This is a genomic window from Vibrio sp. D173a, from assembly GCF_030248475.1.
This window is the reverse complement of sequence record NZ_JAHGAH010000197.1, coordinates 1-24,876: the sequence shown is the minus strand read 5'-3', so window position 1 is coordinate 24,876 and position 24,876 is coordinate 1. Positions and strand designations below refer to the sequence as shown.

Sequence of the window (24,876 nt, the reverse complement as noted above, 5' to 3'; positions counted from 1 at the left end):
GGGGATTTGTGTATAGGAGACAGCCCAATTACTGAGGCTTTGTTGTATCGGTGCTGAATGCTTGGAACGGAATGCCTGGAGCGACTATTTAACGTGCTGAGAAATCAGTGCTGCCAGCGTTTCCATCGCAGGGAACCAGTTTTTCTCCGCTCCAAAGTTCGCTACGCTGAGACGAATACAGTTTTGATACTGTCCCTGAGTGCCGAATACCGAGCCGGGCAGAATACTGATTTTGTGTTCGTTACAGGCTTGATAAAGCGCATAGCTGTCAGTCTTGGGTGGCAAGCGTAACCAAAGCAAGAATGAGCCTTGTACTGCATTGATTTGGTAGCGGTTTTTTAGTTCACAGTGTGCATCTAAGCATTGATTGAGCATCTGCAAATATCGTCTCACGTTGGCTTGGTAAACACGGCACATACGCGCAGTGTGAGTGCGGTATTTGCCTGAGGTTAGAAAAGTGCCCACTGCCGATTGCATCAAGTTCAAACTGCCCATGTTTTCACATAACAGGTATTGCTCGACTTGAGCGCGATAGCGTCCCGCCAACATCCAACCAATACGAAGGCGTGAATCGAGCGTTTTCGATAACGAGTTGACGTAAATCACTCGTTGCTTCTCGTCTAATTTGCGTAAGCTTGGCAAGGGTTTGTCGTAACTCAACGCACCAAACACGTCATCTTCAATGATTGGAATATCTCCAGAAACCTTAAGCAGTTGCTCACGTCTTTCAAGGGGCATCATTGAGCCTGTTGGGTTGGTGAAGTTTGGCGTGACAATAATGACTTTGATCTCCCACGTCGCCATGGCTTTTTCTAGCGCGTCTGGATCCATACCATCACGAGGACAACTAGGGATCTCGACCACTTGTAAACCGAGAGATTCGAGCATCAACAAGTTACCGAAATAGCAGGGGGATTCCACTGCAACAATGTCCCCTGTCTGTGTTGTTGCTCTGAGGGCAAGACTGATAGCTTGCTGTGCACCATGGGTGACCAAAAGATCATCCACGTTTGCAGGCGTTCCCAGATCTTGGGTGATCTTCGCCAGCTGTTTGACCAATAAGTCATCACCCGGTGGCAGTTGATAATGGCTGGAAATATGGCTTTGTTGACGACTCTGGCGACCAATTTCGGCATACAGGCTTTTGATGGCTGGTGCGTCAATGTTTGGGTGTGCTGAGCCGATCGGAAGCAGCTCTTGATAATCGGGATAGGTAAGGATTTGTTTGCACACCGAGAGCAAATCCACGCGCGTAGGTTTAGCGATCTTGGCTTCATGTCGCTCGGTTGGCTTTACTCGATAACCAGATTTTGGCACCGAATAAACCATGCTTTGTGCTTCTAGTTCCTGATAAGCGCGGATCACCGTGTTCTTGCTTACCTTGAGTTCAGTGCTCAATTGACGGATGGAAGGCAACTTGTCGTTCGGCTGATAAACCCCATTGCTGATCGCTTGTTTAAGATGCTTCTCGACGATCAAATACTTATTGGCATCAAGTGTACTTGCTAAATCTGTACCCATAAAAATACTTCCATCTGTCACTTTTTGAAAACACTGTACCTAACTACATTAGCAAAATTCGAGATTTAAAAACATTCAAGATTTAAAAATAAGTAGAGTGAGGGCGAATCATGTTAATCAGAGCCATTCCTTTTGTATTTGTGATCCTTTGGGCTTCTGGATTTGTTGGTGCACGATTTGGTTTGCAGTACGCCGAGCCTGCGACCTTGTTGTCGATTCGCATGGCGTTCAATGTCCTGTTGTTTTTGGTGATTGTCGCCTTTCTGCGCCGTCGCATTCCAACGGGAAAAGACTTTTGGCACAGCTGCGTTGTCGGGATATTGATTCACGGCTTTTACCTAGGTGGAACGTACTTCGCCATCAGTTTGGGAATGCCGGCGGGCTTAAGTTCGCTACTCGTCGGGATACAGCCTATTTTAACGGCGGTATTGCTGGTGGCGTTCGCATCTGAGCAGTTCAAACCATCACAGTGGATTGGTTTGTCCTTGGGTTTTGTTGGTATTGCTATGGTGCTCATGGGTAAGATGGAGTGGCAATCCGATTTGCACAAAACCTTAGCGATTGGTGTGTGTCTGTCTTCGCTTTTTGGTATTACTGTTGGCACGCTGTATCAAAAGAAATACTGCCAACAAGTGGATATGGTGGGCGGCGCGACCGTGCAGTATCTAGCAGCATTGGCCATGTTCCTGCCCATCGCGATGCAGTTTGAAACCATGCAGGTGCAATGGACGACGGAGTTCATTCTGACCTTAATCTGGCTTGTGGTCGTGCTGTCTTGTGTGGCGATTCTGTTGTTGCTGTACATGGTGAAGAATGGTGCGGCATCGAGTGTTGCTTCTGTGTTTTACCTTGTGCCTCCGACTACGGCGCTTCAAGCTTGGTTTGCCTTCGGTGAGTCGTTTGATTGGATGGGCATTGTTGGTTTTGTCTTGGCGGCGACAGCGGTCTACTTAGTGGTGAAAAAGCCTGAGCTACCAATGTTTAAATCAAAGGTTGCAAAGCAGAAACGTAAAATATACCTAAATTAGGTAGGGACATTTGCGTGCCAGAGAGTACAATCCGGCTCCTTACATGTTTGTGGAGTCGGATGATGACCGTCAAGCCAGATCGAATGAGCGCGATGCGCAATATCATTGAACAAGTCAAAGCAGAATTACCGATTTATGAACCCGAGACCTTTGTTTGCGGGCCAGAGGGACAATGCATTGGTTGCCCTAAAAAATTGTTGGAAATGGTAGATTCTGAACTGAGCTATTGGGAATCTGCAATGGATCGCGGTATCACGCCTCAGTTTGATGAAATCCGTCGATTCGGCAAAATGTGCACTAGCGTACGCCGAGGCTTAATCCGCAATAACGTGCCGCTGCTCAACGCCTAATCCAATCGGAATAAAAGTGAAGTAAACAATGTTTTTAAATACAACAAAAGTACTAACTAATATCAATTCTTATTTTAGAAACAGTCGCTTACAGGGCTTTGGCCTGCGTCAAGGCTTTGAATTCAGTCGAATTTTTACGCCGCTTCTACTGCTTGTTTCAATGTAATTTGGCGGTCACTCTCAAGTTCTTAATTCCCTAGTTTTTTCTCATCATTTGCGCGTTTCTCAACGTAATTTCAGCGATATATTGTCTCGGTTCTCACACGGATGTGGGAGCGATAATCCTATCATTTGCCTATACGCTGAGAGCCGAAATTGAAAACAAAAGGATTTACGTTGATGTAAATCACCATCGTCTTAGCAACCTTGGGTTCCATCGCTCTCGCCGCCTTGCCAATTCTGCTCGATATTCACCGTCAAGCTTACGTTTCAATGTTGCACAGTTCGCAGTCTTCTTTGGGAACGTCTCTTAAGTTCTTCCACGCCAAAGTGATGATTGATGATGCGCAGGAGCGCAGACAAATGACGTATATTGATCATCAAGTGAACATGCTCAGTGGGATGCCAGAAGCAAGTGCAAATAGCATACGAGCGTTGTTAGAGATTGGTCTGCCTGCCAAAGGCAACTCACCCGTTGATAAGCCATGTAAAGGCAGTGACTTCTGCATTATGGGGAATCAATTCCCAAACAGTGCCCATTTTGTCACGATTCCGGAGTATCAGTTCGCTGATCATTCGGGATTAGATCGTGTGGTGTATATTTGGCCGCAAGGGTACACCTTGGAACGTGAAGCGTGTTATTTCTATTACGTTAATCAAGCGTCGACGCGCTCGGTGGTACGAGGCCATGTCACGGAAGGCTGCTAGGTATTAAGCAAACTGATGCGCGTAGAAAAGTAAAAAGCCCCGAGTGCAGAACTAAGGGCTTTGTTTATTCTTGGGTTGGAAAAACTTAGCAAAGTGCTAAATCTCTGAGACCAACTTTTTTAGCAAGCGAAGCATCTCTTTTTGCTCTGCTGGCTCTAGCGGACTCATTAGCTCTTTATTAACAGTCAGTGGAATTGGCAACAAGGTTTCTTTGAGGCTTCGTCCCTCTTCCGTTAGATAAATACGGAACGAGCGGCGGCTGTTTGGATCGGGATGGCGCTCTACCAAACCTAACTTCTCCAACTTGTCTAAGGTACGAGTCGTGGTTGAGTTTTCTACCTTAGATTTCGCTGCGATATCGCGCTGCGTCACGCCTTCTTCTTCCCACAAACACATCATGGTCGGCCAAAGTGCAACGGTAAGCCCGTGCTTTTTGAGCTCGGCTTCAAATCGTTTCGCTGCATCGTGTGCAACGACATTGATCATCCAGCCAAAGCTGTCTTGTCTGTCAAACTGTTCGCTCATTTTCTTACTCTTATGATAAAGCAACGATTGCCATGGTAACCAATGTTGCAGCAACTAGCACCCCTAAAGCACGGCTTTGCGGCGCGAGATAGACAATTTTCTGTTGCGTGATGTGCGCTTGCTTGTTCATTTGGGTTTGTTTACCTGTGATCATCGCTTTCAACAAGGGTTTACCTCTTAGTTTATAAACAAGGATCGCGCCAACATGTAAGGCGAACAGTAAAGGCAAAAAATCGGCTAAGGTCAGGTGTAACCATTCAAGCCCTGCAAATACGTTGTCGTTAAGCCAAACATCGGAATATGGCCACGTATCGAATAAGCCGGCAAGCGCCATTCCCGAGGTACATTGAAGCAGCAATGTCGTCAGTAATGTCGCCACCATCCAGCCGCCTGCAGGATTATGACCCACAGTCGCCGCCGATTTACCTTTTAAGTAAGTAATGACACCTTTCGGCGAGCGGATAAACTGGCGAAACAAACTGGTTTCGCTGCCGATAATTCCCCAAGTCAATCGCCATAACAACAAAGTGAATAACGCTAACCCCAATTGAACATGGGGCCCATTGCCAGACAATCCAGATGCCATCAAGGCTATAAACAGTAGGGCTTGAGCCCAGTGATAAAGTCGCGTTGCTAAATCCCAAATTTTCATAATTACCTCGATCTTTTCTCGGTGTGATGATCTTCTTTACGGTAATTTACAAAACAACAGTTGCGGACGCAATAATTGTTGTGTAAATTTATTTGCAACCACACTGCAATAACGAAAAACCAGGAGTATGAAATGAAAAAGACATTGGCACTGATTGCACTTTTACCGACCATCTTTGTATCAACAACATTGTTTGCCCGAGACTTCAGCGCTCAAATTGAATCGCGTCAGAATGCATTTGAGCAAATAGAGTCTCTGTCGAAACAAGCCGATAAAACATTGAAAGGCAGCAATACCGATTGGCACGCACTAGAGCAGATTGGTTGTGAACTCACTCGTCACAGCGCACAGCTGCAACAAGCATTTCCAGAGGGAAGCCAAGTTGAGAGCAAAGCGAAGAAAGAAGTGTGGAGCAAACCAGATAACTTCAATCGCTTGATGCTTCAAATGGATGAAGGGTTTGCACAGTTGTATCAAGCTGCGCAGAACCAACAAGTTTCATCGGCTGAGGCAGGACTTAAGCAGGCTCAGAGCACTTGCCGAAGCTGCCATCGTGCATACCGCAGTCGTTGGTAATCAAGCGATCCACAACATTGAATTTATATTGAAGCAAAAAAGAAAATCGTTAAGTGAAAGGTAACCTTATGAAAAAACTCATTCTATTAAGCACGCTGACTGTGGCTTCTTTCTCTAGCTTTGCTGCTGATTACGGTGTGGAACTGGCTTGGAACACTAATGATTCGGAACAGGTTCTCAAAACACTGCCAGAGCAGAAAGCCGCTTTTAGCCAACTGATCGAACAAGGTGATGTGAAAGACATGTTTGTTTTACCAAGCAGTATCGATGGTAAACCAGTACAGATTTTGCGTTTCGTGTTGTCGGCTGATAACGAGGCGGAAGTTGCCACTAAATTGCAGGACTTACCCATGTACCAGCAAGATTTGGTGAAGATCGCGAGCATTCAACCACTAGGCGCTAAATGGTTAGACAACACGCCAGAAAGTGATAACTACAATGTGACGTTACGTTGGAAAGAGGGCATTGAGGCGTTAGAAATGGACCGTGTATTAGGTGTCGATCTGCAGCGAGTGATCAGCTTGAACAACTCCGGCTTGGTCACCTCGTCTTACATCAATACCCAAGTGTTGGACAATGGTGTTGAGCGTCCGATTTACTCCGTCGCCGTATTGGCGAAAGATGCCCAGCAGGCGCAAAACCTGATGTACTCTTTTGAAGCGGTACAGCTTGGGTATGCGACTTTTGAAATTGAATACTTGGGTAAAAAGTTGGATATGAAAAGCTAACTAAGCCTTTATGTTTAAAGGTCTAGATACAGACGCAGCATGTCTTTGTGCTGGATACCGTTCTCCCAAATTGGTTCTGGGTAGTGGAGTAAGAAGTGATCTTTATCCACGCTCTCTACCCTGAAACCCAAGCGTTGATAGTAAGTCAGTTGATAACCAAACGTCCCCGTTCCTAATATCAACTTACGGGTGCTTTAAGACCATTTTCTGACTCATCAGATATTTGCCGTTGGGCAGCAGCACTTCACCCAGCTCGCCGCAATGCTCGAAGCCAAATTTTTCATACAAGGTAATCGCTCGCCGATTGCTCTTATAAACGTGAAGCGCGATAGTGTCATAGCCATATTCCCAGCCGCTTTGAATAGCAGTCTCAAGTAGCTTCTTTCCTAGCCCTTGGTTTCGATATTGTTGGTCTATATGAATGCCGAGGAAGCCAGTTTTGGCAAATTCACCACCTTCGTAGCCACACATTTCAGCTGGGAAAATTTCAATGCTGCCGACTAAGCGTTTTTCATCAAAGGCCACAAACTGGGGAATGGATTCTTTTTCTACACGAGTAATTACCTTGCTTAACATCGCTTTTTTTGGCGCGGGAGAACGTAAGTATTCGCCTTCCTCATAAACGCTATTCCAAAGCGCAATAAAGTGTTCGATATCGTTGAGTGTAATCGGTCTTATCTGCATTTATCTTCCTTGATTGGTGCATAAAGTTTAGCGGCTTAAGTGTATTTGTTTATATGTTGGTCAGGTACGTAGTAACTCGGACAAACAACGTATTTGATTTGGGATTGGTTTGCTTGGCGCAGGGAGGTTTTTAGGGTTGAACCAAATTACGTTTAAGCCTGCGTCCATTGCTGGGTAAATGTCTTTTTCAGGCAAGTCACCTACCATGATGAGTTGACTTGGTTCAGCACTCAATTGCTCTGCGACCGCAAGATAAAAATCAGGCTGATTCTTGGCAATACCAAGGTTTGCAAAGCAAAAGTAGCCAGAGAGGTATTGGTCGAGTCCAACTCGTTGAAAGGCTTTTTGCACATCTTCCATCACTGAATCTGATGCGCTGGTCGCGATAAACACTTGGTGATCTTGTGTGAGTTGAGCCAGAGTCTCTTTGGCTTGAGGAACGGTTTCAACGTGTTCCCAATCGCACATTTTTCCTTGTGCGTGAGGAAAATCGACCATCAAGGTGTTTCCCCAATCGAAAAGATAAATCATGTTCGAATCTCCATTATTCGTACATCATATCGTCTTTTCGAAAAGGGAAGAAAAGCAAGAAAGATAAATGCGATTCACGTTAGCTTTAATGCTGAAATTCGCTTAAATGTCGTGATCGTTACAAATATTTCATCATAAGGCGGGAGTTGGGAACAAACCCCAGCTTGTCGTAAAACTGCTGCGCATTGTGGTTGAACTCCATGACTTCTAAGCGGACTTGAGTTGCACCTGACTCGCGTGCCCATTGCTCAACGGCCGCCATTAAGGCTCGGCCAACGCCTTTTGACTTCTGATTTTCATCGACGACGATGGTGCCAATGCGGCAAATTGGGTCTTTGATTAAAAAGCTGATGGTTTCATTTTGTGTGATGGTTGCGGTTATAAAACCAAGTACTTGTTGGCCTTCCTCTGCAACGAGAAACAATCGTTCTTCATCAGCTAACATATTAATCAAAAATGTTCGGTCTTCTTCTGATGGAGCAACAAATGCCTGTGGTGCATAAAGGTGGTGAAGCTCGTTGATCTGTTTGTTTAAATCAAAAAGTGCGTTGAGATCGTCGGGTGTCGCTGGTCTGATTTTCATTGTTACTCCTTAATTTCCGCCTGCAAGATCGATAAACGATCCAGTGACATAAGAAGCTTCATCACTCAGTAACCACGCGATGGCATTGGCCACTTCATCTACCGTGCCACCTCGTTTGAGAGGGATTTTTTCACTGAGCCTGTCGACTCGATTCGGTTCGCCGCCATCGGCATGAATATCGGTGTAAATACAGCCGGGGCGAACACCGTTTACACGAATGTTTTGCTCAGCTAATTCCAAAGATAACCCTTTGGTTAGTGAGTCCATTGCGCCTTTAGAGGTAGCGTAATCAACGTATTCAAATGGCGCACCAGAGCGGGATGCGGCAGAAGAAACATTAACAATCGCATTGCCAGATTCAAATCGTTTTGCTGCTTCTCTACAACAAAGAAAACAGCTCGTCACATTAGCATTCATCACAGTTTGGAATCGCTCAAGGCTCATGTCCGCAAGACGAGATTGAGTGAATAAGATGCCCACGTTGTTGACGAGGTGAGTGACTTTTCCGAGTACTTGTTCAGTTTTTTCAAACAATGAGAGTACCTGCTGCTCATCGGAAACATCCGCTTTGATGGCGATGGCTTTACCGCCAATCTCTTCAATCTCTCGAACAACTTGCGCGGCAGCCTCGACTTGCGCGCGATAGTTAACGCATACGGCGTAGCCTTGTTTGGCGAGTAATTTGGCGGTTGCGGCTCCGATGCCTCGGCTTGCGCCTGTGATGATGACTACTTTCTGCAAAACACGTCCTTATTTTTGTAATGAATAGAGCTTATCTGCGTACTTTTTCCCACCTATTTCATAGGCTTCGGGGATGGTCTCGGTGAGTGTGAAACCACATTTTTCCAGCACTCGTTCAGAGCCAATATTGCCCTCTGTGACCGTGGCAGAAAACTGAGAAATCTTGTGCTGCTCAAACGCCCACTCAATCACACCTGTAAGAGATTCCGTACCCAACTGTTGGCCATAAAACTCTGGCAGCAATAAATACCCGACTTCAGCAATGCCATCCTGCAATACAAAGCCTGTGATGCCGATTGGTTGTGCGCTTTGTTTTTCATAAATCACCAAACATAACCAATGCTCGCTTTGCGGTGTCCATGCCGGTAACCGTGATTCGAACTTTTGGCGCATTTCGTCTTCGGTCGGTGGGTCAAAACAAAGCGCGATGATTTGTGGTTCGCTACTCAAGCGGCGATACAGATCCCAATCACTTTTTGTTAGCGGCTTAAGCTCAGTTCTTGGGGTGGAAATGGGTAGAGATAACACGTTTGAATCGCCTCCATGTGATCGAGTTTTCATATCTCACACAAACATATCAAAAGTGCTTTGATAAACAAAATCTATCGTTATGACGAATAGGTTCGGTCAAGAAAGATTTTTCAGAAAAATGGAATATGCCAAGGAGTCTCTCAATAACGAAAAATAAGTCACCACCTAGGGTGTACGTATGACTCAGATCAATTACCAGATACTACTAAAGAGGTAAATATGCGACAAAGTATGTGAATTTGTGAGTATTTATTTCTAATTATGTCGATTAAAAAACGTTATATCGCCGCAATGGTGGCAGTGGGTATTGGTGTGGGCTGGCTAACTTTAGGTGGCACCGCAGCAGTGATGCATTACACATCCGACACTCAGTTCTGTCTCTCTTGTCACTCTATGGAAATCCCTTACAAAGAGTATCAAGGCTCAGTGCACTTCAGTAACGCCAAAGGTATTCGCGCAGAATGTTCAGACTGTCACATTCCGAAAGAGCCAATGGATTACTTGGTCACTAAAATCCGCGCTTCAAAAGACATCTACCATGAGTTTGTAACAGGTAAGATCGACACGCCAGAGAAGTACGAAGCACACCGTACTGAACTTGCAGAGATGGTTTGGGAGCAGTTCCGTGAAAACGATTCGGCAACCTGTCGTTCTTGTCATGATTTCGATGCAATGGAAGAGTTCGAACAATCACGTGATGCGGCGAAGATGCACGCATACGGTAAAGCGAATGACCAAACGTGTATCGATTGTCACAAAGGTGTAGCGCACTTCGCTCCAGAAGCGGAACTTGATAGCAAAGCGTTTGAAACACTGATGAGCTTCACAACCAAAACAGCAGCCGATGCGAAAGTGGTTTACCCAGTGACGTCTATCAGCATGGGTGACTTTGGTACGGTGAATCCAACAACCAAACTGAACGTTGTAAAAGCGGACGGTGACAACCGCACCGTTAAGATCAATGCATTCCAAATGAAAGGTGCTGAGCAAGTGCTTTACATGGGTGAAGGTCAACGCGCGATTGTTGCAACACTATCTGAACAAGGCCAACAAGCAGTTGAAGCTGGCGAGTTCAAAGCAGACGTATACGGCAACGAGTGGCGTCCTGTTTCTCTAACGGCAACGATCGATTCTCCAGTGGTTGATACGCTAGAGCCGGTTTGGTCATATGCAGAAGAGTTGGACAACGTTTACTGTGCAACTTGTCACGCGAAAATTCCTTCAAATCACTTCACGGTGAACGCATGGGGTCCTGTAGCGAAGAGTATGGGTGATCGCACTGATATTTCAGCAGAAAACCTAGAAATTTTGACTAAGTTCTTCCAGCACCACGCGAAAGATGTGGTTGGTCACTAATAGAGAAATAGAAGGATAAGATTATGACTAATTTAACTCGTCGCGGATTTCTAAAAGGCACTGGTCTTACTGCTGGTGCACTCGCATTCACTTCAATGACACCGGTGAGCGCGCTAGCGTCTGATAAGCGTGGTTCAGGTGTACTTACAGCGGGTCGCATGGGCCCAATGCTGTGTGAAGTAAAAGACGGTAAGCTGGTTTCAACCACGAACGCATTACCACAAACGGTACCAAACAGTCTTCAAACTACGGGCCCTGACCAAGTTCATACTAAAGCTCGTGTTAAGTACCCAATGGTACGTAAAGGCTACTTGGCAAACCCATCAGCGCCAGAAGGCGTGCGTGGTAGCGATGAATTCGTTCGCGTGTCTTGGGATGAAGTTTATAAACTGATTCACGAACAACACATGCGCATTCGTAAAGAGCACGGTGCTGAATCGGTGTTTGCTGGTTCTTACGGTTGGCGTTCAAGTGGTGTGTTGCACAAAGCACAAACGCTTCTACAACGTTACATGAGCATGGCGGGCGGTTACTCAGGTCACCTTGGTGACTACTCTACGGGTGCTGCGCAGGTGATCATGCCGCACGTGGTAGGCTCTATTGAAGTTTACGAACAGCAAACCACTTACCCAGTGGTTCTTGAGCACAGTGACGTTGTGGTGCTTTGGGGTCTTAACCCAATCAACACGCTGAAAATCGCATGGAGCTCAACAGACTGTGCGGGCCTAGAGTTTTTTCATCAGCTTAAGAAGTCAGGTAAGACGGTTATCGCTATCGACCCAATGCGTTCAGAGACCATCGAGTTCTTCGGTGACAACGCACAATGGATTGCTCCGCACCCTATGACGGACGTGGCGATGATGATGGGTATCGCGCATACGCTTGTGAAACAAGGTAAGCACGACAAAGAATTCCTAGCAAAATACACCACAGGCTACGACGTATTCGAAGCTTACCTAATGGGTAAAGAAGACGGCGTTGAGAAATCTGCAGAGTGGGCATCTAAGATTTGTGGCGTGCCAGTTAAGCAACTTGAGCTGCTTGCAGACATCTTCAGCAAAAACCGCACAATGCTAATGGCGGGCTGGGGTATGCAGCGCCAGCAATACGGTGAGCAACGTCACTGGATGCTGGTAACGCTAGCAACCATGCTGGGTCAAGTTGGTCTACCGGGTGGTGGTTTTGGTTTCTCTTACCACTACTCAAACGGCGGTAACCCTTCACGTGATGCGGGTGTACTTCCTGCTATTTCTGCGTCTCTAGGCGGCGGTTCTTCTGCAGGTAACGACTGGGCGGTTTCTGGTTCTGTTAACGCGTTCCCAGTGGCACGTATTGTTGAAGCACTAGAAAACCCAGGGATGAGCTACCACCACAATGGTCATGAGTTAACGTTCCCTGAGATCAAGATGATTTGGTGGGCAGGCGGTGCGAACTTTACTCACCACCAAGACACTAAACGTCTGATCAAAGCATGGCAAAAACCAGAGCTTATCGTTATCTCTGAACCATACTGGACAGCGGCAGCGAAGCACGCGGATATTGTTCTGCCTATCACCACATCGTTCGAGCGCAACGATATGACCATGACAGGTGACTACAGTAACCAACACCTAGTGCCGATGAAGCAAGTGGTTGAGCCTCAAGGTGAAGCTCGTAACGACTTTGATGTATTCGCGGACATGGCAGAACTACTTGCTCCGGGTGGTCGTGATGTTTACACCGAAGGCAAGACTGAAATGGAATGGTTGTACGGCTTCTACAAAGCGGCTCAGCAAGGCGGTCGTGGCCAACGCATCGCAATGCCAAACTTCAGCAAATTCTGGGAAGATAACCAGTTGATCGAAATGAAGTGGAACGAGAAGAACGCGCAGTTCGTTCGTTACGCTGAATTCCGTGAAAACCCAATCATGAGCCCACTAGGTACGCCAAGCGGTAAGTTCGAAATCTTCTCTAAGACGATTGAAGGCTACCAGCTAGAAGACTGTCCTCCACACCCAACATGGATGGAGCCAACAGAGTACACGGGTAACGCAACTGATGGTGAACTTCAGCTGATGACAGCACACGCAGCACACCGTCTGCACAGCCAGTTCAACTACGCGAAGATTCGTGAAGAGTACGCGATTGCTGATCGTGAGCCGATTTCTATACACCCAGAAGATGCAAAAGCGCGTGGTATTAAGACCGGCGATCTTGTTCGTGCCTTCAATGGCCGTGGTCAAGTTCTGGTTGGTGCATTGGTGACTGATGGCATCAAGCAAGGCTCAGTGTGTATCCACGAAGGTGGCTGGCCAGATCTAGACCCTAAAACAGGCATCTGTAAAAACGGTGGTTGTAACGTTCTAACGCTAGATATTCCAACCTCTCGCCTTGCGAACGGTTGTGCGGCGAACTCTGCATTGGTTCGTATCGAGAAGTACGAAGGCCCAGTGCTTGAGCTAACGGCATTCACACCGCCTAAGAACGGTTAAGCTCAGTCAGAACCAAAGATACAAAACTAAAGAAGCCAGCAAGTTGCTGGCTTCTTTTTTCTCTATTCTTTAAGGCGTTTACTTGGTTGCTAAGGCAACGAAAGGCGCTTTTTTAGTAATTTGAAATGTCGGTAGCAAAGTAAACACGATGGCGACAAACACCACTGAACCAATCAAGTCCTCAATCCGGTGCATGCCGAGCCACAAGCGACTGTACGCCACGCCCATTGCCCATACCCATAAGGTAGCGGCAGAGAAATAGCACTTGTTTTGCAAAAATAACCCACCAAAGAAGGCTAAACAGATAGAAACGAAAATCGTATGACCAGATGGGAAAGAGTAATCTTTTTCACCTTGCCAGTGGCGAGTACGCCATTCGCTGACTTTCTCAGAAATTTGCCCAATAACATTCGTTTGCTGAGCGGTTTCTAGTTGATAAAACGCTTCTGGATACTCAATCAATTGCTCTGCGGCAAGCAATTCGGTGTAGGGACGCGGGCTTTCTGTCATCAGCTTTAAGCCTGTTTTGCTGGCAAAACCAATCACTAGTAACAATCCCAGCATGGAGAGTTTTTGCATCCAGTCAGACTGGCTTGGCTTGAAGCGGTAAAGTGATAACACCAACAGCGTTAGAGTGATCAAAAAGCCTTTACTGCCCGCAGAATCGGTTAGCAGAGTAAAGAGAATGCCTGTGCCGTCAGAAACGTGAGAAGTAAGATCGTGATACGAGGCAAACAGCGAAAGTGGGATGATGCCAAGAATGAACAAGGCGAGCATCATCAAACCGTATTTTTTAGTTTTCATGAAAAGTCATACAGCAGTCGAAAATAGGTGGCTATCTTACGACAATCCATGTGAAAAACTTATCAACGCTCTGTCAATTCGGTCTTGAAAGTGACATTGCAGGTCTCCGTTGTGAAAGGAGGGGCTGTTGAAAGTACTGAAAGGCAAACGCGCTCATCCATAAGCGCTTTGCTCAGGAGTGAGCAAGGTTAGCTCATCAAACCCAATAGGTACTCCGATGCTGCTTTGGAGTCTTCCGCGTGGCAAATTGCTGAAACCAAAGCCAAGCCATGAACACCGGTGGCGCTAAGTTGCGGAATGTTACTTTCGTTGATGCCGCCAATGGCAACAATCGGTAGAGAGGTCGTCTTTAACGCCATCTTCAAACCTTCAATACCCCAATGTTTTTTGGTGTTGGTTTTGGTTGGCGTCGCGAAGATCGCACTCAAACCGATGTAATCAATCGGCAGAGAGTCGGCTTCTGCAAGCTGCTCTTCATTTTCGATAGATAAACCGAGAATTTTGTTTGGGCCAATCAACTCACGAGCAATGATTGCTGGCATGTCTGATTGCCCGAGGTGGACCCCGTCAGCATCGACAGCCAGTGCAACATCAACGCGGTCATTGATGATCAAAGGCACATCGGTATCTTTAAGGATGTTTTTGACGGCTTGAGCTCGTTCGATAAACGCACGCACATCACCGTGTTTTTCGCGGACTTGTACCATGGTCACGCCACCTTCCACTGCTTTTTTCACAACACGCTTTAGTGTGGCTAAATCTTGTTGGTCATCGGTGACCAAATATAAACGATAGGCGTTCATTGGGTTTCCTTTAAGCCTCTCATCTAGATGAAATGAGAGGTCGATATTTGTTAGAAAAAAGCTTAGCTCACTTGCAGTTTTAGGCGTTTGGCCAGCGTTTCTTCATCCAACTGATAAAGCTCATCCAACAAGTTCATTTGCAGGCTACCTGGGCCGCGAGCTTGTTCCGCTGCAATCTCGCCAACAACGCCCAGTACTGCCGCTGCAGCAAGTCCGGTGTTATCACCAACAGCAGCAAAAGCGCCTGTCAGAGCCGTTAGTGTACAACCCATTCCGGTTACGTATGGCATCATCTCGTGACCGTTGTTTAGCTGCACGGTTTGCCCTTTCGTGACGATGTAATCAGTCTCGCCAGAAATCACTGCGCTCGCACCATACTCTGAGACTAAGAAGTTTGCTGCGCCAAGTGCTGCGTCGCTGCTGTCTAGTGCATCGACGCCTTTGCTTTGTGCTTGCTCGCCAGCGAGAGCAATGATTTCTGAAGCGTTACCACGAATGATCAACTTGTTTGCAAGGCGTGCGATCTCACGTGATGTCTCGGTTCGGAGTGAGCTTGCTCCGCAACCAACAGGGTCGAGTACAACGATTTTATCATTGGCATTGGCTTGCTCTACGGCATGGCTCATACGCGGTGTCCAAACGCTGTCTAAGGTACCGATGTTGATAACCAGGGCGCCAGCGAACGACATCATCTCTGCCATCTCTTGTTTGGAGTGCGCCATGATTGGAGAAGCGCCGATCGCTAATAGTGCGTTTGCTGTGTTATTCATCACCACTTAGTTAGTGATGTTGACGACTAATGGCTTTTGCTGGCGTACTGCGGTTAATGCTTGGGTGATTTGTTCAATTAACATGAGACTCTCCGATTAATCTTGCTGAGCGTTCAGACCTTGTTGCCAGAATGCCACTTCCATACGCGTTGCGGTTTTGAATACCTGAATCAGGTTTTGACCGCGTTGGCTGTTGATATCGATTTCCGCCAATAACTGATTAAAGTGTTCTGCACCTTTTGCGACACCAGATTGGAACTCTTCACCACCGTAGAGGTTGATCCAACTTGCGTATGGATTGCCTTCGAGTACTGTCTTTTCATCTTCAATCAGCATCTTACCGATAACGGCATAACCGATAGAGCAAGCAGCAAGTGCTGCGTAAAGATCAACAAGATCGCCGGTCATGCCAGCATCCAATACGTAGCGGGTGTAAGCCACAGTGCCGAAATCTTCTGGCTCGTTTTCTAGGTCGGATTCTGTCAGTCCCCATTGCTCACAGTAAGTCACGTGGTGGGCGATTTCAGAATCGAGCAATGCATGTACGCTTGGGAGCGCCCGGCGCATGTCATCCAAAGTACGCGCTTTGTAGATCGCTAATGCGTAAGCTCGGGCGTACTGCTTTAGGAAAAGAAAATCCTGTTTTAGGTAATGCAGAAAACAAGGCTGAGCCAGAGTGCCTTTTGCCAATTGCTGCACGAAAGCATGCTCAGTGTATTCTTGCCAATCTTGGCGGCAAGCGTCGATCAAATTTTGGTATTTCATTATGGGTATCTCGTTATCAAAAGACCCTAGGCTTAGATCCTAAGGTCAGTAGAATTAGTCAAAGTTCGGTACGTAATCTTTCGCTTTTGGCAGTGTTTCGATAATTTTTTGTGAATACATGAATTCGGCATAATCATCGTAGCGTTTCAGATCTACTGCTGATGGACGAAGAGCGAAACGAGTTAGCGTGTCATTCCAAGCGCGTTGGTTAAGTTCGTTGTTGAGCGTGTCTGGTGAATAAGCCACGAACTCTTGCCACGACTCTTTTGGATGGTTAACGATGTAAGTGGTTGCTTGTTCTAGCGCTTTGTTGAATGCCTTGATGGCTTCTTTGTCGTAGGTTTTCGCATTAGCTACGAAGACTAACTCGTCATACGCTGGCACGCCGTGTTCTTCAGGGAAGAAGGCCTTAGCTTTATAACCTTCTAGTGCCAGTTGGTTGGTTTCGAAGTTACGTAGGCCGCCCCAAATCGCATCCACCTTGCCAGACGCAAGAGACGAAGACAGTGCCCAACCTACGTTGATGATTTGTACGTCAGAAAACTTCACGTCCTCTTGCGCAAGCATGGTGCCGATTGTCGCTTCTTCGTTGCCTGCGATCGCAATACCGATCTTCTTGCCTTTTAAGTCGCCAAGGTTTTCATTCTTACCGTTGTCCAACACCATCAGCGTGTTGAGTGGCGTAGCAATCAAAGTCGCAGAGCGGATTAGTGGCAAACCAGCCGCGACATCGATAGTTAGGCTTGGTTGGTATGAAATCGCCATGTCGACTTTGCCAGCAGCGACCAACTTAGGAGGTGTACTTGGATCTGCGGGCTCTTGAATGTTGACCTTCAAACCTTGCTCTTTGAAGTAACCACGCTCTTTGGCAATCACGATAGGACCATGGTTTGGATTGACGAACCAATCCAACATCAGTGTCATCTCTTTTTCAGCGGCAAGCACGTTGGTTGATACCACTGAAGCGAGTAGAGCAGCAGCGCTCATAAGTTTGTTTTGATTCACGGGGTTCTTCCTTTTCTTTCCCAATTTTCTTTGGTTATTTTCTGTAATTATTTGCTTTCCCAAGGGATGGCTTTTTTCAATAATTTATCGGTGATGAAGTAGAGTGCGATAGACAGCACGGCCAGGATAAACAGCGCCGCAAACATCTCATCAATGATCATGCGTGCGTTGGCTTGGAGCATCAGATAACCCAAGCCTTCACTTGAACCTACCCACTCACCTACCACTGCTCCAATTGGCGCAATAACGACGGCAACACGAATACCTGAAGCTAACGTTGGTAGGGCGGCTGGCAATTGAATATGACGAAGTAACTGCCATTTAGACGCGCCCATGGTCTTGGCAAGATCGAGGTAACCTGTTGGTGTATTTCGTAAGCCGTCGTAGCAACATGTCGTGACGGGGAAAAAGATGATGATCGCCGCCATGACGACTTTCGATGTAATGCCGTAACCAAGCCAAAGCATGAGCACTGGCGCGATGGCAAACACAGGGATCGCTTGGCTAGCAATCAGAATGGGCAGTAACCAACGCTTGAGCGGCTCGAACATCAGCATTTGCAATGCGAACAGCAAACCCATCGATAATCCAAGCGCCAAGCCAAGTAAAATCTCTTGCGCGGTAACCCAAGTATGTTTGAGCAGGACATCGTAACGAGTGACCAATCTATCCAGCACTTCAATTGGTGAAGGTAAGATGAAGCTTGGCATATCGAATATCACCACGACCAACTGCCACAATCCCAAGATCACCGCAGTGCTGATGACCAAGCGCAGAGCCGGATGTGTCACGCGTTCTTTTTTACTAATACGTGCCGAAACGGAGTTGTACTGAGTCATATCACTCATAGTCTTTCTCCAGTTGATCCAAAATCGCTTGTTGTAGCGCCGCGCATTCTCCATCGAGAACTCGTGGAGGCGTAGAACCCGGAACAACCAAGTGCTGAGCTTGCGCAGGCGTACCTTGCAGTACATAGAGTTGGTGAGCTAATCGCACCGCTTCTTGTGGGTCGTGGGTAATCAGAACAACCGTCTTATCTTTCAGTAATTCGGCAGACAAGGTTTGCAACTTATGGCGAGTAACCGCGTCCAGTGCAGAGAAAGGCTCATCCATCAGAACTAGAGGTTTGTCTTGCATCAGAGTGCGAGCAAGGGCAACACGCTGCCTCATACCGCCAGAGAGCTGAGCTGGCTTAGCATACGCGTAATCGGCGAGTCCTACTTGTTTGAGTAAAATCAGTGCACGTTGTTTGTTTTGCTCTGGTGCTTGGTCTTGAGAAAATCGAGAACTTAGGCAGACGTTGTCTAACACATTTAGCCACGGCAACAACAAGTCTTGTTGTGCCATGTAGGCGATACGTTCGTGCAGAGCGATGCCATCCGTGGTGGTTAATTCACCATGCCATTCGACTTTGTCGTCTAACAAGCCCGCTAGATAACGAAGGATCGTCGTTTTTCCACAACCACTGCGGCCAAGTAACACAGTCCATTGATTGGCAGGGATGGTCATACTCAACCCTGCTAATGTTGGCGTTTGGCTGTCTTTGTATTGCAGACTTGCTTCGGTAAGCTGAATGCCCAGTGCATTAGCGCACATCTTTACTTTTCCCAAAATTAGGACCTGCAAAAAAGTGGTTCACAGGGCCGTGACCTTTACCGACATCCAATTCGTCAGCGTGCGCGATAGCTTGGCTGATGTACTGCTTACCAAGGTGCACCGCTTTGTGCAGGTTGTTGCCTTGGCCAAGGTAAGACGCGATAGCAGAAGACAGCGTGCAGCCTGTGCCATGGGTGTTTTTGGTTGGAAAGCGTTTAGCGCTGATTAACTCGGCGCTGTCTTGCATGATCAGCAGATCGTTGCTGTTTTCATCTTTTTCTAAGTGGCCGCCTTTTAACAGCACCGCTTTTGCACTGAGCGCGCGTAAATCAGCAATCATATCGTTCATTTCAGATTCCGACTGAGGCACTGGCTTACCCGTCAATGCGGCGCCTTCTGGTAGGTTAGGGGTAATGATGTCTGCGAGCGGAATCAATTCTTCTTTTAAAGTGCTGATTGCCGACTGTTCCAGTAATAGATCGCCGCTGGTGGCCACCATAACAGGGTCAATCACGAGGTGTTTTGGCTGGTATTGTTTAATTTTGTCTGCAACGACTTTGATGATATTGGAATCGGCCAGCATGCCCACTTTAACTGCAACGATGTTGAGGTCGGTAAATACCGCATCAAGTTGGCTCTCTACATGGTCGAGAGGGATTGGGAAAATCGCAGAAACGCCTTGGGTATTTTGCGAAGTAATCGCCGTGATTACCGAGCAAGCAAAACTGCCGTTTGCGGACATCGCTTTTATGTCGGCTTGAATGCCTGCGCCGCCGCCGCTGTCAGAACCTGCAATCGTCAACACAATCGGTGTGTCTATTGAAGTTGTAGCGTGTGGTTGGGTTAATTGTTTTTCTTGGCTTGACTGCTGCGCCATGGTCGCTCCTATTACAGACGTATAGGAACTGACTTGGCCATCGCAAGGGAAGATCGGTGATCGGATCCATTGAGGCTAGCTGCGACAATAAAACTCAAGCAGGCTAGTGGCAAAGTGATGATAGTTCCCTACGTCAGTGCTAACTGAATCAGGTTCAACGGGTCTCGAATTTCGATCTCAGCCGATGCATAAACTGCAAGGGCCCCCCGACTATTTCGTCATGATAATAGCAGTTCACTCAGTTACGGTGCACGTGTTTTTTCCGACCAAGACAGAGCAATCGGTTAAATATGAGACTTGAGAGCAGTAATGAGAGAACCGAATTTAGTGTAAATAACGTGCTGCATTGAAAATGGCAGTTCAAGACACTATCTAGTAATCAGATATCGACATAATACGTAACGAATCGTTCTTTGATTTAGCAAGGATTAGCACAAAACAAGGTTAAAAAAGTGTTAACATTTAACGCGTTGCCAATATGTCTTTGGGTCATTCAATTTATGACATGACTTTAATAAACAGGGTCTAACTCAAAGATGGGGAAGGCTAGGACGATCAACGAGCAAGGAGATTTCATGCTTAATTCTGTAACAGCGAAAGCGGTGATCGATCATGCCCTCTTTTTAGGGGCTGATTTCGCTGAGCTATTCGTTGAACACCATCAAACTAACACTGTCCAGATCGCATCTGGTGAGGTGGACAAGGTTAACTCGGGTATCGATTTTGGTATCGGTATTCGTCTCTTCTTCGGTCATAAAGTGCTTTACGGTTACACCAACAGCACAGATGAAGCCGAACTAAAACGCGTAACTTCACTGCTTGCAGCAAAAGACAAGCGTGAGCAAATCGCCTCAGCAGGTTCTCTCAATCTGAACCGCTACCCAATTCAACATGGTTGTCGTATGCCACTTGGCAAAGACGCGAACCTAGATTCTAAAATCGCTTTCCTATTGCAAGTTGACCAAGCCGCACGCGCAGAGAGTGACCATATCAGCCAGTTCATTGGCAGCGTGCTTCAGCGCGAACAACAAGTGTCTATCTTCAACTCTGAAGGTCTACACGTTGACGATACTCGTCACTACATCCGAGTTGCTGGTAATACTGTCGCGCAAAAAGGTAATGAGCAGTCTTCTGGTATGGAAGGTCCAGGCGCTCTTGCTGGTTGGGAGTTCAGTGAACAACTTGATGCGAAAGAGCTAGGTCAAACTATCGCGCAGCAAGCGTTAGTAAAACTTGGTGCGGATGCGTGCCCATCGGGTGAAATGCCAGTGGTAATTGGTAACGGCTTTGGCGGCGTTATCTTCCACGAAGCTTGTGGTCACTTGCTAGAAACCACTTCGGTTGCGAAGAAAGCGTCCGTATTCCACGACAAGATGGGCGAAATGATTGCTCACACCGCAGTGAATGCTGTCGATGATGGCACCATGACCAACGAATGGGGTTCGATCCATGTTGATGACGAAGGCATGAAGACTCAGCGCACTCAGTTGATCAAAGACGGTAAGCTAACCAGCTTTATGGTCGATAAAATGGGTGGCATGAAGACAGGTTACGAACCTACGGGTTCTGGTCGTCGTCAAAACTACAAGTTCGCACCAACCTCGCGTATGCGTAACACCTTTATCGAAGAAGGCGAGCATTCACTTGATGACATGCTGGCAGGTATCGAACGCGGCATCTATGCGAAGAAGATGGGCGGCGGCTCGGTTCAACCGGGCACGGGCGAGTTCAACTTTGCTGTTCGTGAAGCTTACCTCATTGAAAATGGCAAAATAACCAAGCCTCTGAAAACGGCAACGCTGATCAGCACGGGTCCAAAAGTGTTGAAAGAAATCAGCATGGTCGGCAAAGACATGGCGCTTGCGCCGGGCATGTGTGGTTCCGTGAGTGGTTCAGTGCCAACAACAGTCGGTCAGCCAACGCTGAAAGTCGATAACATTCTGGTAGGAGGCGGTAACTAATGAGCCAAGAAAAACAACTTCTTAATGCGGTTGATTACGTCCTATCAGAAGCAAAGCGTCAAGGCGCAGAAGCGGACGTCATTGTAAACTGCAACAGCAGCTTTTCTCTGAAAGCGAACCAAGGGCAGTTGGATGAGTACAAAGTAAGCTCAAGCCAAGTTCTGGGTGTTCGTGTTGTTAAAGATGCGCGTGTCGCAACGAGCTACTCTGAATCGTTAGAACAACCGAGCTTAGATTTGATGCTGACTAATGCACTGCAAAGCGCTCGTTTTTCCAAGCAAGACGAACACCAGACCATTAGTTGCGTGAACAGCCAAATCACGACTGACGTGGCTGAGATTGCTCAAGAAGACACAACTTCGGTTGATGAAAAGATTGAAATGTCTCTCGCTCTTGAGCAAGGCGTAGTCGCTCTGCCTCACGCTTCTAGCGCACCTTACAATGGTTATAGTGATGGCGAAACGCAATTAATCATCGCCAATACACAAGGCTCATTGTGCCAACACTTCGAACGCTCGTTTACTTGTTACGCGTACACCTTGTTTGAAAAAGACGGTAAACAGTCGATGGCAGGGCAAATGTCACTTGGTCGTCGTTTTGATGAGTTGAACCCTGCTTACTGTATCGAAGGTGGTTACAACCTTGCTCGCGATCTTCTTGACGGCTCTCCGGTTGCGACGGGTAACTACCCAGCAATCTTCCATATCAATGCGCTAGCAAGTTTGTTCGGTGCTTTTGGCAGTGCTTTCTCTGGCGTAAGTGCGATGAAAGGCATTACACCATTGGGTGACAAGCTTGGCCAACGTATTGCGAGTGATTTGATTACCTTTACCGACGCGGCTTACATGCCAAATGGTATGGCAATTTCGGGCTTTGATAGTGAGGGTTTTGCTACTCAAGACAACGTCATGATTGCTAATGGTGAATTGAAAACTTTGCTACACAACAGCCAGACGGCGAGTTACTTGGGCGCAGTATCTACCGCAAGTGCTGCTCGTGGTGCAAAATCGAGCTTAGACGTATCAGCGAATCACAAAGTGATTGCGACAGGCAACAGCAGTGCGTCAGAAGTGAAAGCGGGTGAGTACCTAGAGTTAGTTGAACTGCAGGGTGTTCACTCTGGCGCGGATGCAGTGAGTGGTGATTTCTCGTTTGGCGCGAGTGGCTTCTTGTGCCGTGATGGAGAGCGCGTTCAACCTGTTCGTGGTATTACGGTTGCGGGTAACTTCTACAAGATGCTGCAAGAAGTTGAGGCTGTGGGTGATACTGAGCTAATTAACGATAGCCGAACTTTCTTCTCGCCAGATGTTCGTTTTGCTCGTTTGAGCATTGGTGGTAAATAACCCCAGCATTCCTATAGAAACAAAAAAGAGGACTAAACTGAGTCCTCTTTCTTTTATAGAGTGATTAACTCGCGAGAATTAAAATTCGCGAATGTCCAACTCATTGTGGATCAGTACCACACACTGAGAAGCGAAAAGCATCTTAGGACCTAAGCTGATCTTCTCTGTGCCAAGGCGCTTCAAGCTGTTATAAGACTTCTTCGGCATCGGAATATGGTCAGTTAGCAAGAAACATGGGTTTCCACCGATTTCTGCATCACGAACAAATTCGCCTTTTTTATCCAACATATATAGTTGGTGATCTTCCGCCAGTTCTTGTACTAGGCGTTCAAAGCTGACTGTACGAACGGTGATGCCAGGTTCGACTTCACGAAGCTGCTCTTTACCCATACCAACCGAAGCGTCTAAAGCGCGAGCCACTGCTGCGATCAAGGTTGACTCATGGAAGCCGCCAATGTTAGTGATGTCGTTGGATCGAATGGTAATGGTACGTGAGAAATCTTTTGTGCTTTCTAAAACCAAGTGAACAACCACATCTTCACGGTGTGATTGAGCAACGAACATAGTGTTCATCATGGTATGAGCAAGAATCTCTGTATGCGCTTCATTACCAACACCTTCTAACAGTGCTTTGCTGGTGGTTGGTGCCGCGCGAGCTCGTAAAACAAAAGAGCGCATGAATTTAGCCTCTATATAGGAAGAGTGAATGGGCGGAAGTATATACCCAAGCAAGGAAGGGATGCGAGTTTAATAGCAAATGTGAACTTACTTACAAAGCTTCGATTGTCGTGCGGAGTGTGCTGGTTAGAATAGAGGCAACCTGTTAGGAGCGGTATATGGAAATCAAAAAAATAAACAAACAAGTCTATAGAAAGAAGGTCAACCTAGTGATTGGTGGCTTTGTTGCCTTGCTTGCTATCTCTTCTCTTGCTTTTAGTACGCTATTGATCGTTCTGTTCGGTAATACAGATGTAGTACCTGAACAGTCGACGGGGAACTTTCACTGGAACTTAATTGGTGTTGTACTTGCTTTAGCCACTTCACTGTCTTTGTTGAACCAACTCAAAACACGTCCCTATATGGAAGAAGTGTTGTATGCCTGGAAACTCAAGCAGCTGCACAACAAGATCTTTCGCAAACTGAAAAGCATTAAAGCCGCTTCTGCTGAGCACGATGTAAAAGCGCTGACGATCCTTAAGTTCTACTATACGACTCAAAGTCAGGTGTTTGAGTTGGACAACAACACATTAACGATGAGCAGTGTAAATAAAGAATTAGAGGTAATTGAGCGAATAGAAGCAGCGAAGTCATTGGAGCTTGATATCACAAGCTTTGAAGAGTCTTGGATTGACACATATTGATTGCCTGTTTGCTACGTTAAGTTAACAACTAAGTGCTAAAAATAAGCGTTTGAGTGAGATTTCATCACTCGACGCTTTTTTTTAAGTTTTTTTCTAAAAAAGGGTTGCCAAGTAAAATCATCTCCCTATAATGCGCCTCCGTTGTCAGGGCAAAGCGGAAACGCAAAAGCTGTTGGCAATGAGGCGAAAGAAAAGCTTCTAAAAATTAATTTAAAAAAGTGTTTGACACTAAAAATTAATTCCTTAGAATACGCCTCCGCTTCGGTAGCAAAGCTTACGAAGCAAGCTCTTTAACAATATAGACCTATCAATCTGTGTGGGCACTCGTTGATGATAATCCAATTAGAAGCTTCGGCTTCAAATTAGGTTTCAATGATACGAAGTGACCATTGAGTCGAAAGACTCAGCACAGTCAATTCAAACATTACTTTATGTAATGTTCAGTAT

The 24,876-nt window shown here is 46.6% G+C and carries 26 protein-coding genes, 2 pseudogenes and 1 riboswitch; of the genes and pseudogenes, 10 read left to right on the top strand and 18 right to left on the bottom strand.

The window, feature by feature from the left end; translation table 11 throughout:
- Nucleotides 1–84: 84 nt before the first annotated feature.
- Nucleotides 85–1,521, bottom strand: coding sequence for a PLP-dependent aminotransferase family protein (locus KIV40_RS19210; protein ID WP_285350800.1), 1,437 nt, complete (start codon nt 1,519–1,521; stop codon nt 85–87).
- A gap of 110 nt (nt 1,522–1,631) precedes the next feature.
- Between KIV40_RS19210 and KIV40_RS19205 the strand changes: the two genes are divergently transcribed.
- The 3 genes from KIV40_RS19205 (at nt 1,632) to KIV40_RS19195 (ending at nt 3,766) form a co-directional block, all read left to right on the top strand.
- On the top strand, nt 1,632–2,549 hold the full coding sequence (locus KIV40_RS19205; protein WP_103414743.1) for a DMT family transporter: 918 nt from the start codon (nt 1,632–1,634) through the stop codon (nt 2,547–2,549).
- Nucleotides 2,550–2,611: 62 nt separating this feature from the next.
- The gene (locus KIV40_RS19200) at nt 2,612–2,899 is read left to right on the top strand and encodes a hypothetical protein (protein ID WP_005428383.1); all 288 of its coding nucleotides are present in this window, start codon (nt 2,612–2,614) and stop codon (nt 2,897–2,899) included.
- Nucleotides 2,900–3,244: 345 nt separating this feature from the next.
- The gene (locus KIV40_RS19195; protein ID WP_309145837.1) at nt 3,245–3,766 is read left to right on the top strand and encodes a hypothetical protein; all 522 of its coding nucleotides are present in this window, start codon (nt 3,245–3,247) and stop codon (nt 3,764–3,766) included.
- 96 nt (nt 3,767–3,862) lie between these two features.
- Here KIV40_RS19195 and KIV40_RS19190 read toward each other — a convergent pair whose 3' ends face one another.
- Nucleotides 3,863–4,291 carry a MarR family winged helix-turn-helix transcriptional regulator gene (locus KIV40_RS19190; protein WP_103414745.1) on the bottom strand — a complete coding sequence of 143 codons (429 nt, stop codon included), beginning with the start codon at nt 4,289–4,291 and terminating at the stop codon, nt 3,863–3,865.
- Nucleotides 4,292–4,301: 10 nt separating this feature from the next.
- On the bottom strand, nt 4,302–4,943 hold the full coding sequence (locus KIV40_RS19185) for a cytochrome b/b6 domain-containing protein (protein WP_285350794.1): 642 nt from the start codon (nt 4,941–4,943) through the stop codon (nt 4,302–4,304).
- 132 nt (nt 4,944–5,075) lie between these two features.
- Between KIV40_RS19185 and KIV40_RS19180 the strand changes: the two genes are divergently transcribed.
- Nucleotides 5,076–5,519, top strand: coding sequence for a cytochrome c (locus tag KIV40_RS19180; protein WP_285350792.1), 444 nt, complete (start codon nt 5,076–5,078; stop codon nt 5,517–5,519).
- A gap of 68 nt (nt 5,520–5,587) precedes the next feature.
- A complete protein-coding gene (locus KIV40_RS19175; RefSeq protein WP_285350790.1) occupies nt 5,588–6,247 on the top strand; it encodes a hypothetical protein in 660 nt (219 codons plus the stop codon).
- A gap of 14 nt (nt 6,248–6,261) precedes the next feature.
- On the opposite strand, the pseudogene KIV40_RS19170 reads toward KIV40_RS19175, so the two are convergent.
- From KIV40_RS19170 to KIV40_RS19145, 6 genes and pseudogenes are all read right to left on the bottom strand, one after another.
- Nucleotides 6,262–6,441 (bottom strand): annotated as a pseudogene (locus tag KIV40_RS19170) (GNAT family N-acetyltransferase); the annotation flags it as partial.
- Complete coding sequence (locus tag KIV40_RS19165; protein WP_079401655.1) at nt 6,431–6,931, bottom strand: GNAT family N-acetyltransferase; 501 nt, start codon at nt 6,929–6,931, stop codon at nt 6,431–6,433. The gene KIV40_RS19165 and the pseudogene KIV40_RS19170, both read right to left, overlap by 11 nt.
- 60 nt (nt 6,932–6,991) lie before the next feature.
- On the bottom strand, nt 6,992–7,462 hold the full coding sequence (locus KIV40_RS19160; RefSeq protein ID WP_038891021.1) for an HAD family hydrolase: 471 nt from the start codon (nt 7,460–7,462) through the stop codon (nt 6,992–6,994).
- 118 nt (nt 7,463–7,580) lie between these two features.
- Nucleotides 7,581–8,045, bottom strand: coding sequence for a GNAT family N-acetyltransferase (locus tag KIV40_RS19155; protein WP_012130205.1), 465 nt, complete (start codon nt 8,043–8,045; stop codon nt 7,581–7,583).
- A gap of 9 nt (nt 8,046–8,054) precedes the next feature.
- A complete protein-coding gene (locus tag KIV40_RS19150; protein WP_103414749.1) occupies nt 8,055–8,786 on the bottom strand; it encodes an SDR family oxidoreductase in 732 nt (243 codons plus the stop codon).
- 9 nt (nt 8,787–8,795) lie between these two features.
- A complete protein-coding gene (locus tag KIV40_RS19145) occupies nt 8,796–9,347 on the bottom strand; it encodes a GNAT family N-acetyltransferase (protein ID WP_103414750.1) in 552 nt (183 codons plus the stop codon).
- A 231-nt stretch (nt 9,348–9,578) separates the two neighbouring features.
- Here KIV40_RS19145 and KIV40_RS19140 point away from each other — a divergent pair, with 231 nt between their 5' ends.
- The gene (locus KIV40_RS19140; protein WP_103414751.1) at nt 9,579–10,673 is read left to right on the top strand and encodes a NapC/NirT family cytochrome c; all 1,095 of its coding nucleotides are present in this window, start codon (nt 9,579–9,581) and stop codon (nt 10,671–10,673) included.
- A gap of 23 nt (nt 10,674–10,696) precedes the next feature.
- Nucleotides 10,697–13,144 (top strand): molybdopterin guanine dinucleotide-containing S/N-oxide reductase, encoded by a 2,448-nt coding sequence (locus tag KIV40_RS19135; protein WP_285350784.1) that lies wholly within the window; start codon nt 10,697–10,699, stop codon nt 13,142–13,144.
- 78 nt (nt 13,145–13,222) lie between these two features.
- Here the strand turns inward: KIV40_RS19135 and KIV40_RS19130 are convergent, their stop codons facing one another.
- The 8 genes and pseudogenes from KIV40_RS19130 to thiD form a co-directional block, all read right to left on the bottom strand.
- Nucleotides 13,223–13,948 (bottom strand): phosphatase PAP2 family protein, encoded by a 726-nt coding sequence (locus KIV40_RS19130; protein WP_285350782.1) that lies wholly within the window; start codon nt 13,946–13,948, stop codon nt 13,223–13,225.
- Between the two features lie 188 nt (nt 13,949–14,136).
- Nucleotides 14,137–14,751: a thiamine phosphate synthase gene (gene thiE, locus KIV40_RS19125; protein WP_134977253.1), complete on the bottom strand. Its 615-nt coding sequence runs from the start codon at nt 14,749–14,751 to the stop codon at nt 14,137–14,139.
- A gap of 62 nt (nt 14,752–14,813) precedes the next feature.
- Nucleotides 14,814–15,605 (bottom strand): annotated as a pseudogene (gene thiM, locus KIV40_RS19120) (hydroxyethylthiazole kinase).
- 12 nt (nt 15,606–15,617) lie between these two features.
- Nucleotides 15,618–16,286, bottom strand: coding sequence for a thiaminase II (gene tenA / locus KIV40_RS19115; RefSeq protein ID WP_285350781.1), 669 nt, complete (start codon nt 16,284–16,286; stop codon nt 15,618–15,620).
- 54 nt (nt 16,287–16,340) lie between these two features.
- Nucleotides 16,341–17,291: an ABC transporter substrate-binding protein gene (locus KIV40_RS19110; protein WP_285350780.1), complete on the bottom strand. Its 951-nt coding sequence runs from the start codon at nt 17,289–17,291 to the stop codon at nt 16,341–16,343.
- A 47-nt stretch (nt 17,292–17,338) separates the two neighbouring features.
- Complete coding sequence (locus tag KIV40_RS19105) at nt 17,339–18,139, bottom strand: ABC transporter permease (protein WP_285350778.1); 801 nt, start codon at nt 18,137–18,139, stop codon at nt 17,339–17,341.
- Nucleotides 18,132–18,887 carry an ABC transporter ATP-binding protein gene (locus KIV40_RS19100; protein WP_285350777.1) on the bottom strand — a complete coding sequence of 252 codons (756 nt, stop codon included), beginning with the start codon at nt 18,885–18,887 and terminating at the stop codon, nt 18,132–18,134. The genes KIV40_RS19105 and KIV40_RS19100 overlap by 8 nt, the downstream gene beginning before the upstream one ends.
- Complete coding sequence (gene thiD / locus KIV40_RS19095) at nt 18,877–19,764, bottom strand: bifunctional hydroxymethylpyrimidine kinase/phosphomethylpyrimidine kinase (protein WP_285350776.1); 888 nt, start codon at nt 19,762–19,764, stop codon at nt 18,877–18,879. Before thiD ends, KIV40_RS19100 begins: the two co-directional genes overlap by 11 nt.
- Before the next feature lie 108 nt (nt 19,765–19,872).
- Nucleotides 19,873–19,983: riboswitch (TPP riboswitch) on the bottom strand.
- 356 nt (nt 19,984–20,339) lie between these two features.
- On the opposite strand from thiD, the gene KIV40_RS19090 reads away from it, so the two are divergent.
- Entirely contained in the window at nt 20,340–21,725 is a 1,386-nt protein-coding gene (locus KIV40_RS19090; protein WP_134977260.1) for a TldD/PmbA family protein, read from the top strand.
- Nucleotides 21,725–23,068, top strand: a complete 1,344-nt coding sequence (locus tag KIV40_RS19085) for a TldD/PmbA family protein (protein ID WP_285350775.1) — start codon at nt 21,725–21,727, stop codon at nt 23,066–23,068. The genes KIV40_RS19090 and KIV40_RS19085 overlap by 1 nt, the downstream gene beginning before the upstream one ends.
- A 78-nt stretch (nt 23,069–23,146) precedes the next feature.
- Here KIV40_RS19085 and trmY read toward each other — a convergent pair whose 3' ends face one another.
- A complete protein-coding gene (trmY, locus tag KIV40_RS19080) occupies nt 23,147–23,746 on the bottom strand; it encodes a tRNA (pseudouridine(54)-N(1))-methyltransferase TrmY (protein WP_038890998.1) in 600 nt (199 codons plus the stop codon).
- A gap of 158 nt (nt 23,747–23,904) precedes the next feature.
- Between trmY and KIV40_RS19075 the strand changes: the two genes are divergently transcribed.
- Nucleotides 23,905–24,429, top strand: a complete 525-nt coding sequence (locus tag KIV40_RS19075; protein ID WP_285350774.1) for a DUF3087 domain-containing protein — start codon at nt 23,905–23,907, stop codon at nt 24,427–24,429.
- The last annotated feature ends 447 nt before the right edge of the window (nt 24,430–24,876 follow it).

What these genes read in the sequence shown, in the direction of transcription:
- KIV40_RS19210 (WP_285350800.1), bottom strand. Translation starts at nt 1,521, where the DNA reads ATGGGTACAGATTTAGCAAGTACACTTGATGCCAATAAGTATTTGATC.
- KIV40_RS19205 (WP_103414743.1), top strand. Translation starts at nt 1,632, where the DNA reads ATGTTAATCAGAGCCATTCCTTTTGTATTTGTGATCCTTTGGGCTTCT.
- KIV40_RS19200 (WP_005428383.1), top strand. Translation starts at nt 2,612, where the DNA reads ATGACCGTCAAGCCAGATCGAATGAGCGCGATGCGCAATATCATTGAA.
- KIV40_RS19190 (WP_103414745.1), bottom strand. Translation starts at nt 4,291, where the DNA reads ATGAGCGAACAGTTTGACAGACAAGACAGCTTTGGCTGGATGATCAAT.
- KIV40_RS19185 (WP_285350794.1), bottom strand. Translation starts at nt 4,943, where the DNA reads ATGAAAATTTGGGATTTAGCAACGCGACTTTATCACTGGGCTCAAGCC.
- KIV40_RS19180 (WP_285350792.1), top strand. Translation starts at nt 5,076, where the DNA reads ATGAAAAAGACATTGGCACTGATTGCACTTTTACCGACCATCTTTGTA.
- KIV40_RS19175 (WP_285350790.1), top strand. Translation starts at nt 5,588, where the DNA reads ATGAAAAAACTCATTCTATTAAGCACGCTGACTGTGGCTTCTTTCTCT.
- KIV40_RS19165 (WP_079401655.1), bottom strand. Translation starts at nt 6,931, where the DNA reads ATGCAGATAAGACCGATTACACTCAACGATATCGAACACTTTATTGCG.
- KIV40_RS19160 (WP_038891021.1), bottom strand. Translation starts at nt 7,462, where the DNA reads ATGATTTATCTTTTCGATTGGGGAAACACCTTGATGGTCGATTTTCCT.
- KIV40_RS19155 (WP_012130205.1), bottom strand. Translation starts at nt 8,045, where the DNA reads ATGAAAATCAGACCAGCGACACCCGACGATCTCAACGCACTTTTTGAT.
- KIV40_RS19145 (WP_103414750.1), bottom strand. Translation starts at nt 9,347, where the DNA reads ATGAAAACTCGATCACATGGAGGCGATTCAAACGTGTTATCTCTACCC.
- KIV40_RS19140 (WP_103414751.1), top strand. Translation starts at nt 9,579, where the DNA reads ATGTCGATTAAAAAACGTTATATCGCCGCAATGGTGGCAGTGGGTATT.
- KIV40_RS19135 (WP_285350784.1), top strand. Translation starts at nt 10,697, where the DNA reads ATGACTAATTTAACTCGTCGCGGATTTCTAAAAGGCACTGGTCTTACT.
- KIV40_RS19130 (WP_285350782.1), bottom strand. Translation starts at nt 13,948, where the DNA reads ATGAAAACTAAAAAATACGGTTTGATGATGCTCGCCTTGTTCATTCTT.
- thiE (WP_134977253.1), bottom strand. Translation starts at nt 14,751, where the DNA reads ATGAACGCCTATCGTTTATATTTGGTCACCGATGACCAACAAGATTTA.
- tenA (WP_285350781.1), bottom strand. Translation starts at nt 16,286, where the DNA reads ATGAAATACCAAAATTTGATCGACGCTTGCCGCCAAGATTGGCAAGAA.
- KIV40_RS19105 (WP_285350778.1), bottom strand. Translation starts at nt 18,139, where the DNA reads ATGAGTGATATGACTCAGTACAACTCCGTTTCGGCACGTATTAGTAAA.
- KIV40_RS19100 (WP_285350777.1), bottom strand. Translation starts at nt 18,887, where the DNA reads ATGTGCGCTAATGCACTGGGCATTCAGCTTACCGAAGCAAGTCTGCAA.
- thiD (WP_285350776.1), bottom strand. Translation starts at nt 19,764, where the DNA reads ATGGCGCAGCAGTCAAGCCAAGAAAAACAATTAACCCAACCACACGCT.
- KIV40_RS19090 (WP_134977260.1), top strand. Translation starts at nt 20,340, where the DNA reads ATGCTTAATTCTGTAACAGCGAAAGCGGTGATCGATCATGCCCTCTTT.
- KIV40_RS19085 (WP_285350775.1), top strand. Translation starts at nt 21,725, where the DNA reads ATGAGCCAAGAAAAACAACTTCTTAATGCGGTTGATTACGTCCTATCA.
- trmY (WP_038890998.1), bottom strand. Translation starts at nt 23,746, where the DNA reads ATGCGCTCTTTTGTTTTACGAGCTCGCGCGGCACCAACCACCAGCAAA.
- KIV40_RS19075 (WP_285350774.1), top strand. Translation starts at nt 23,905, where the DNA reads ATGGAAATCAAAAAAATAAACAAACAAGTCTATAGAAAGAAGGTCAAC.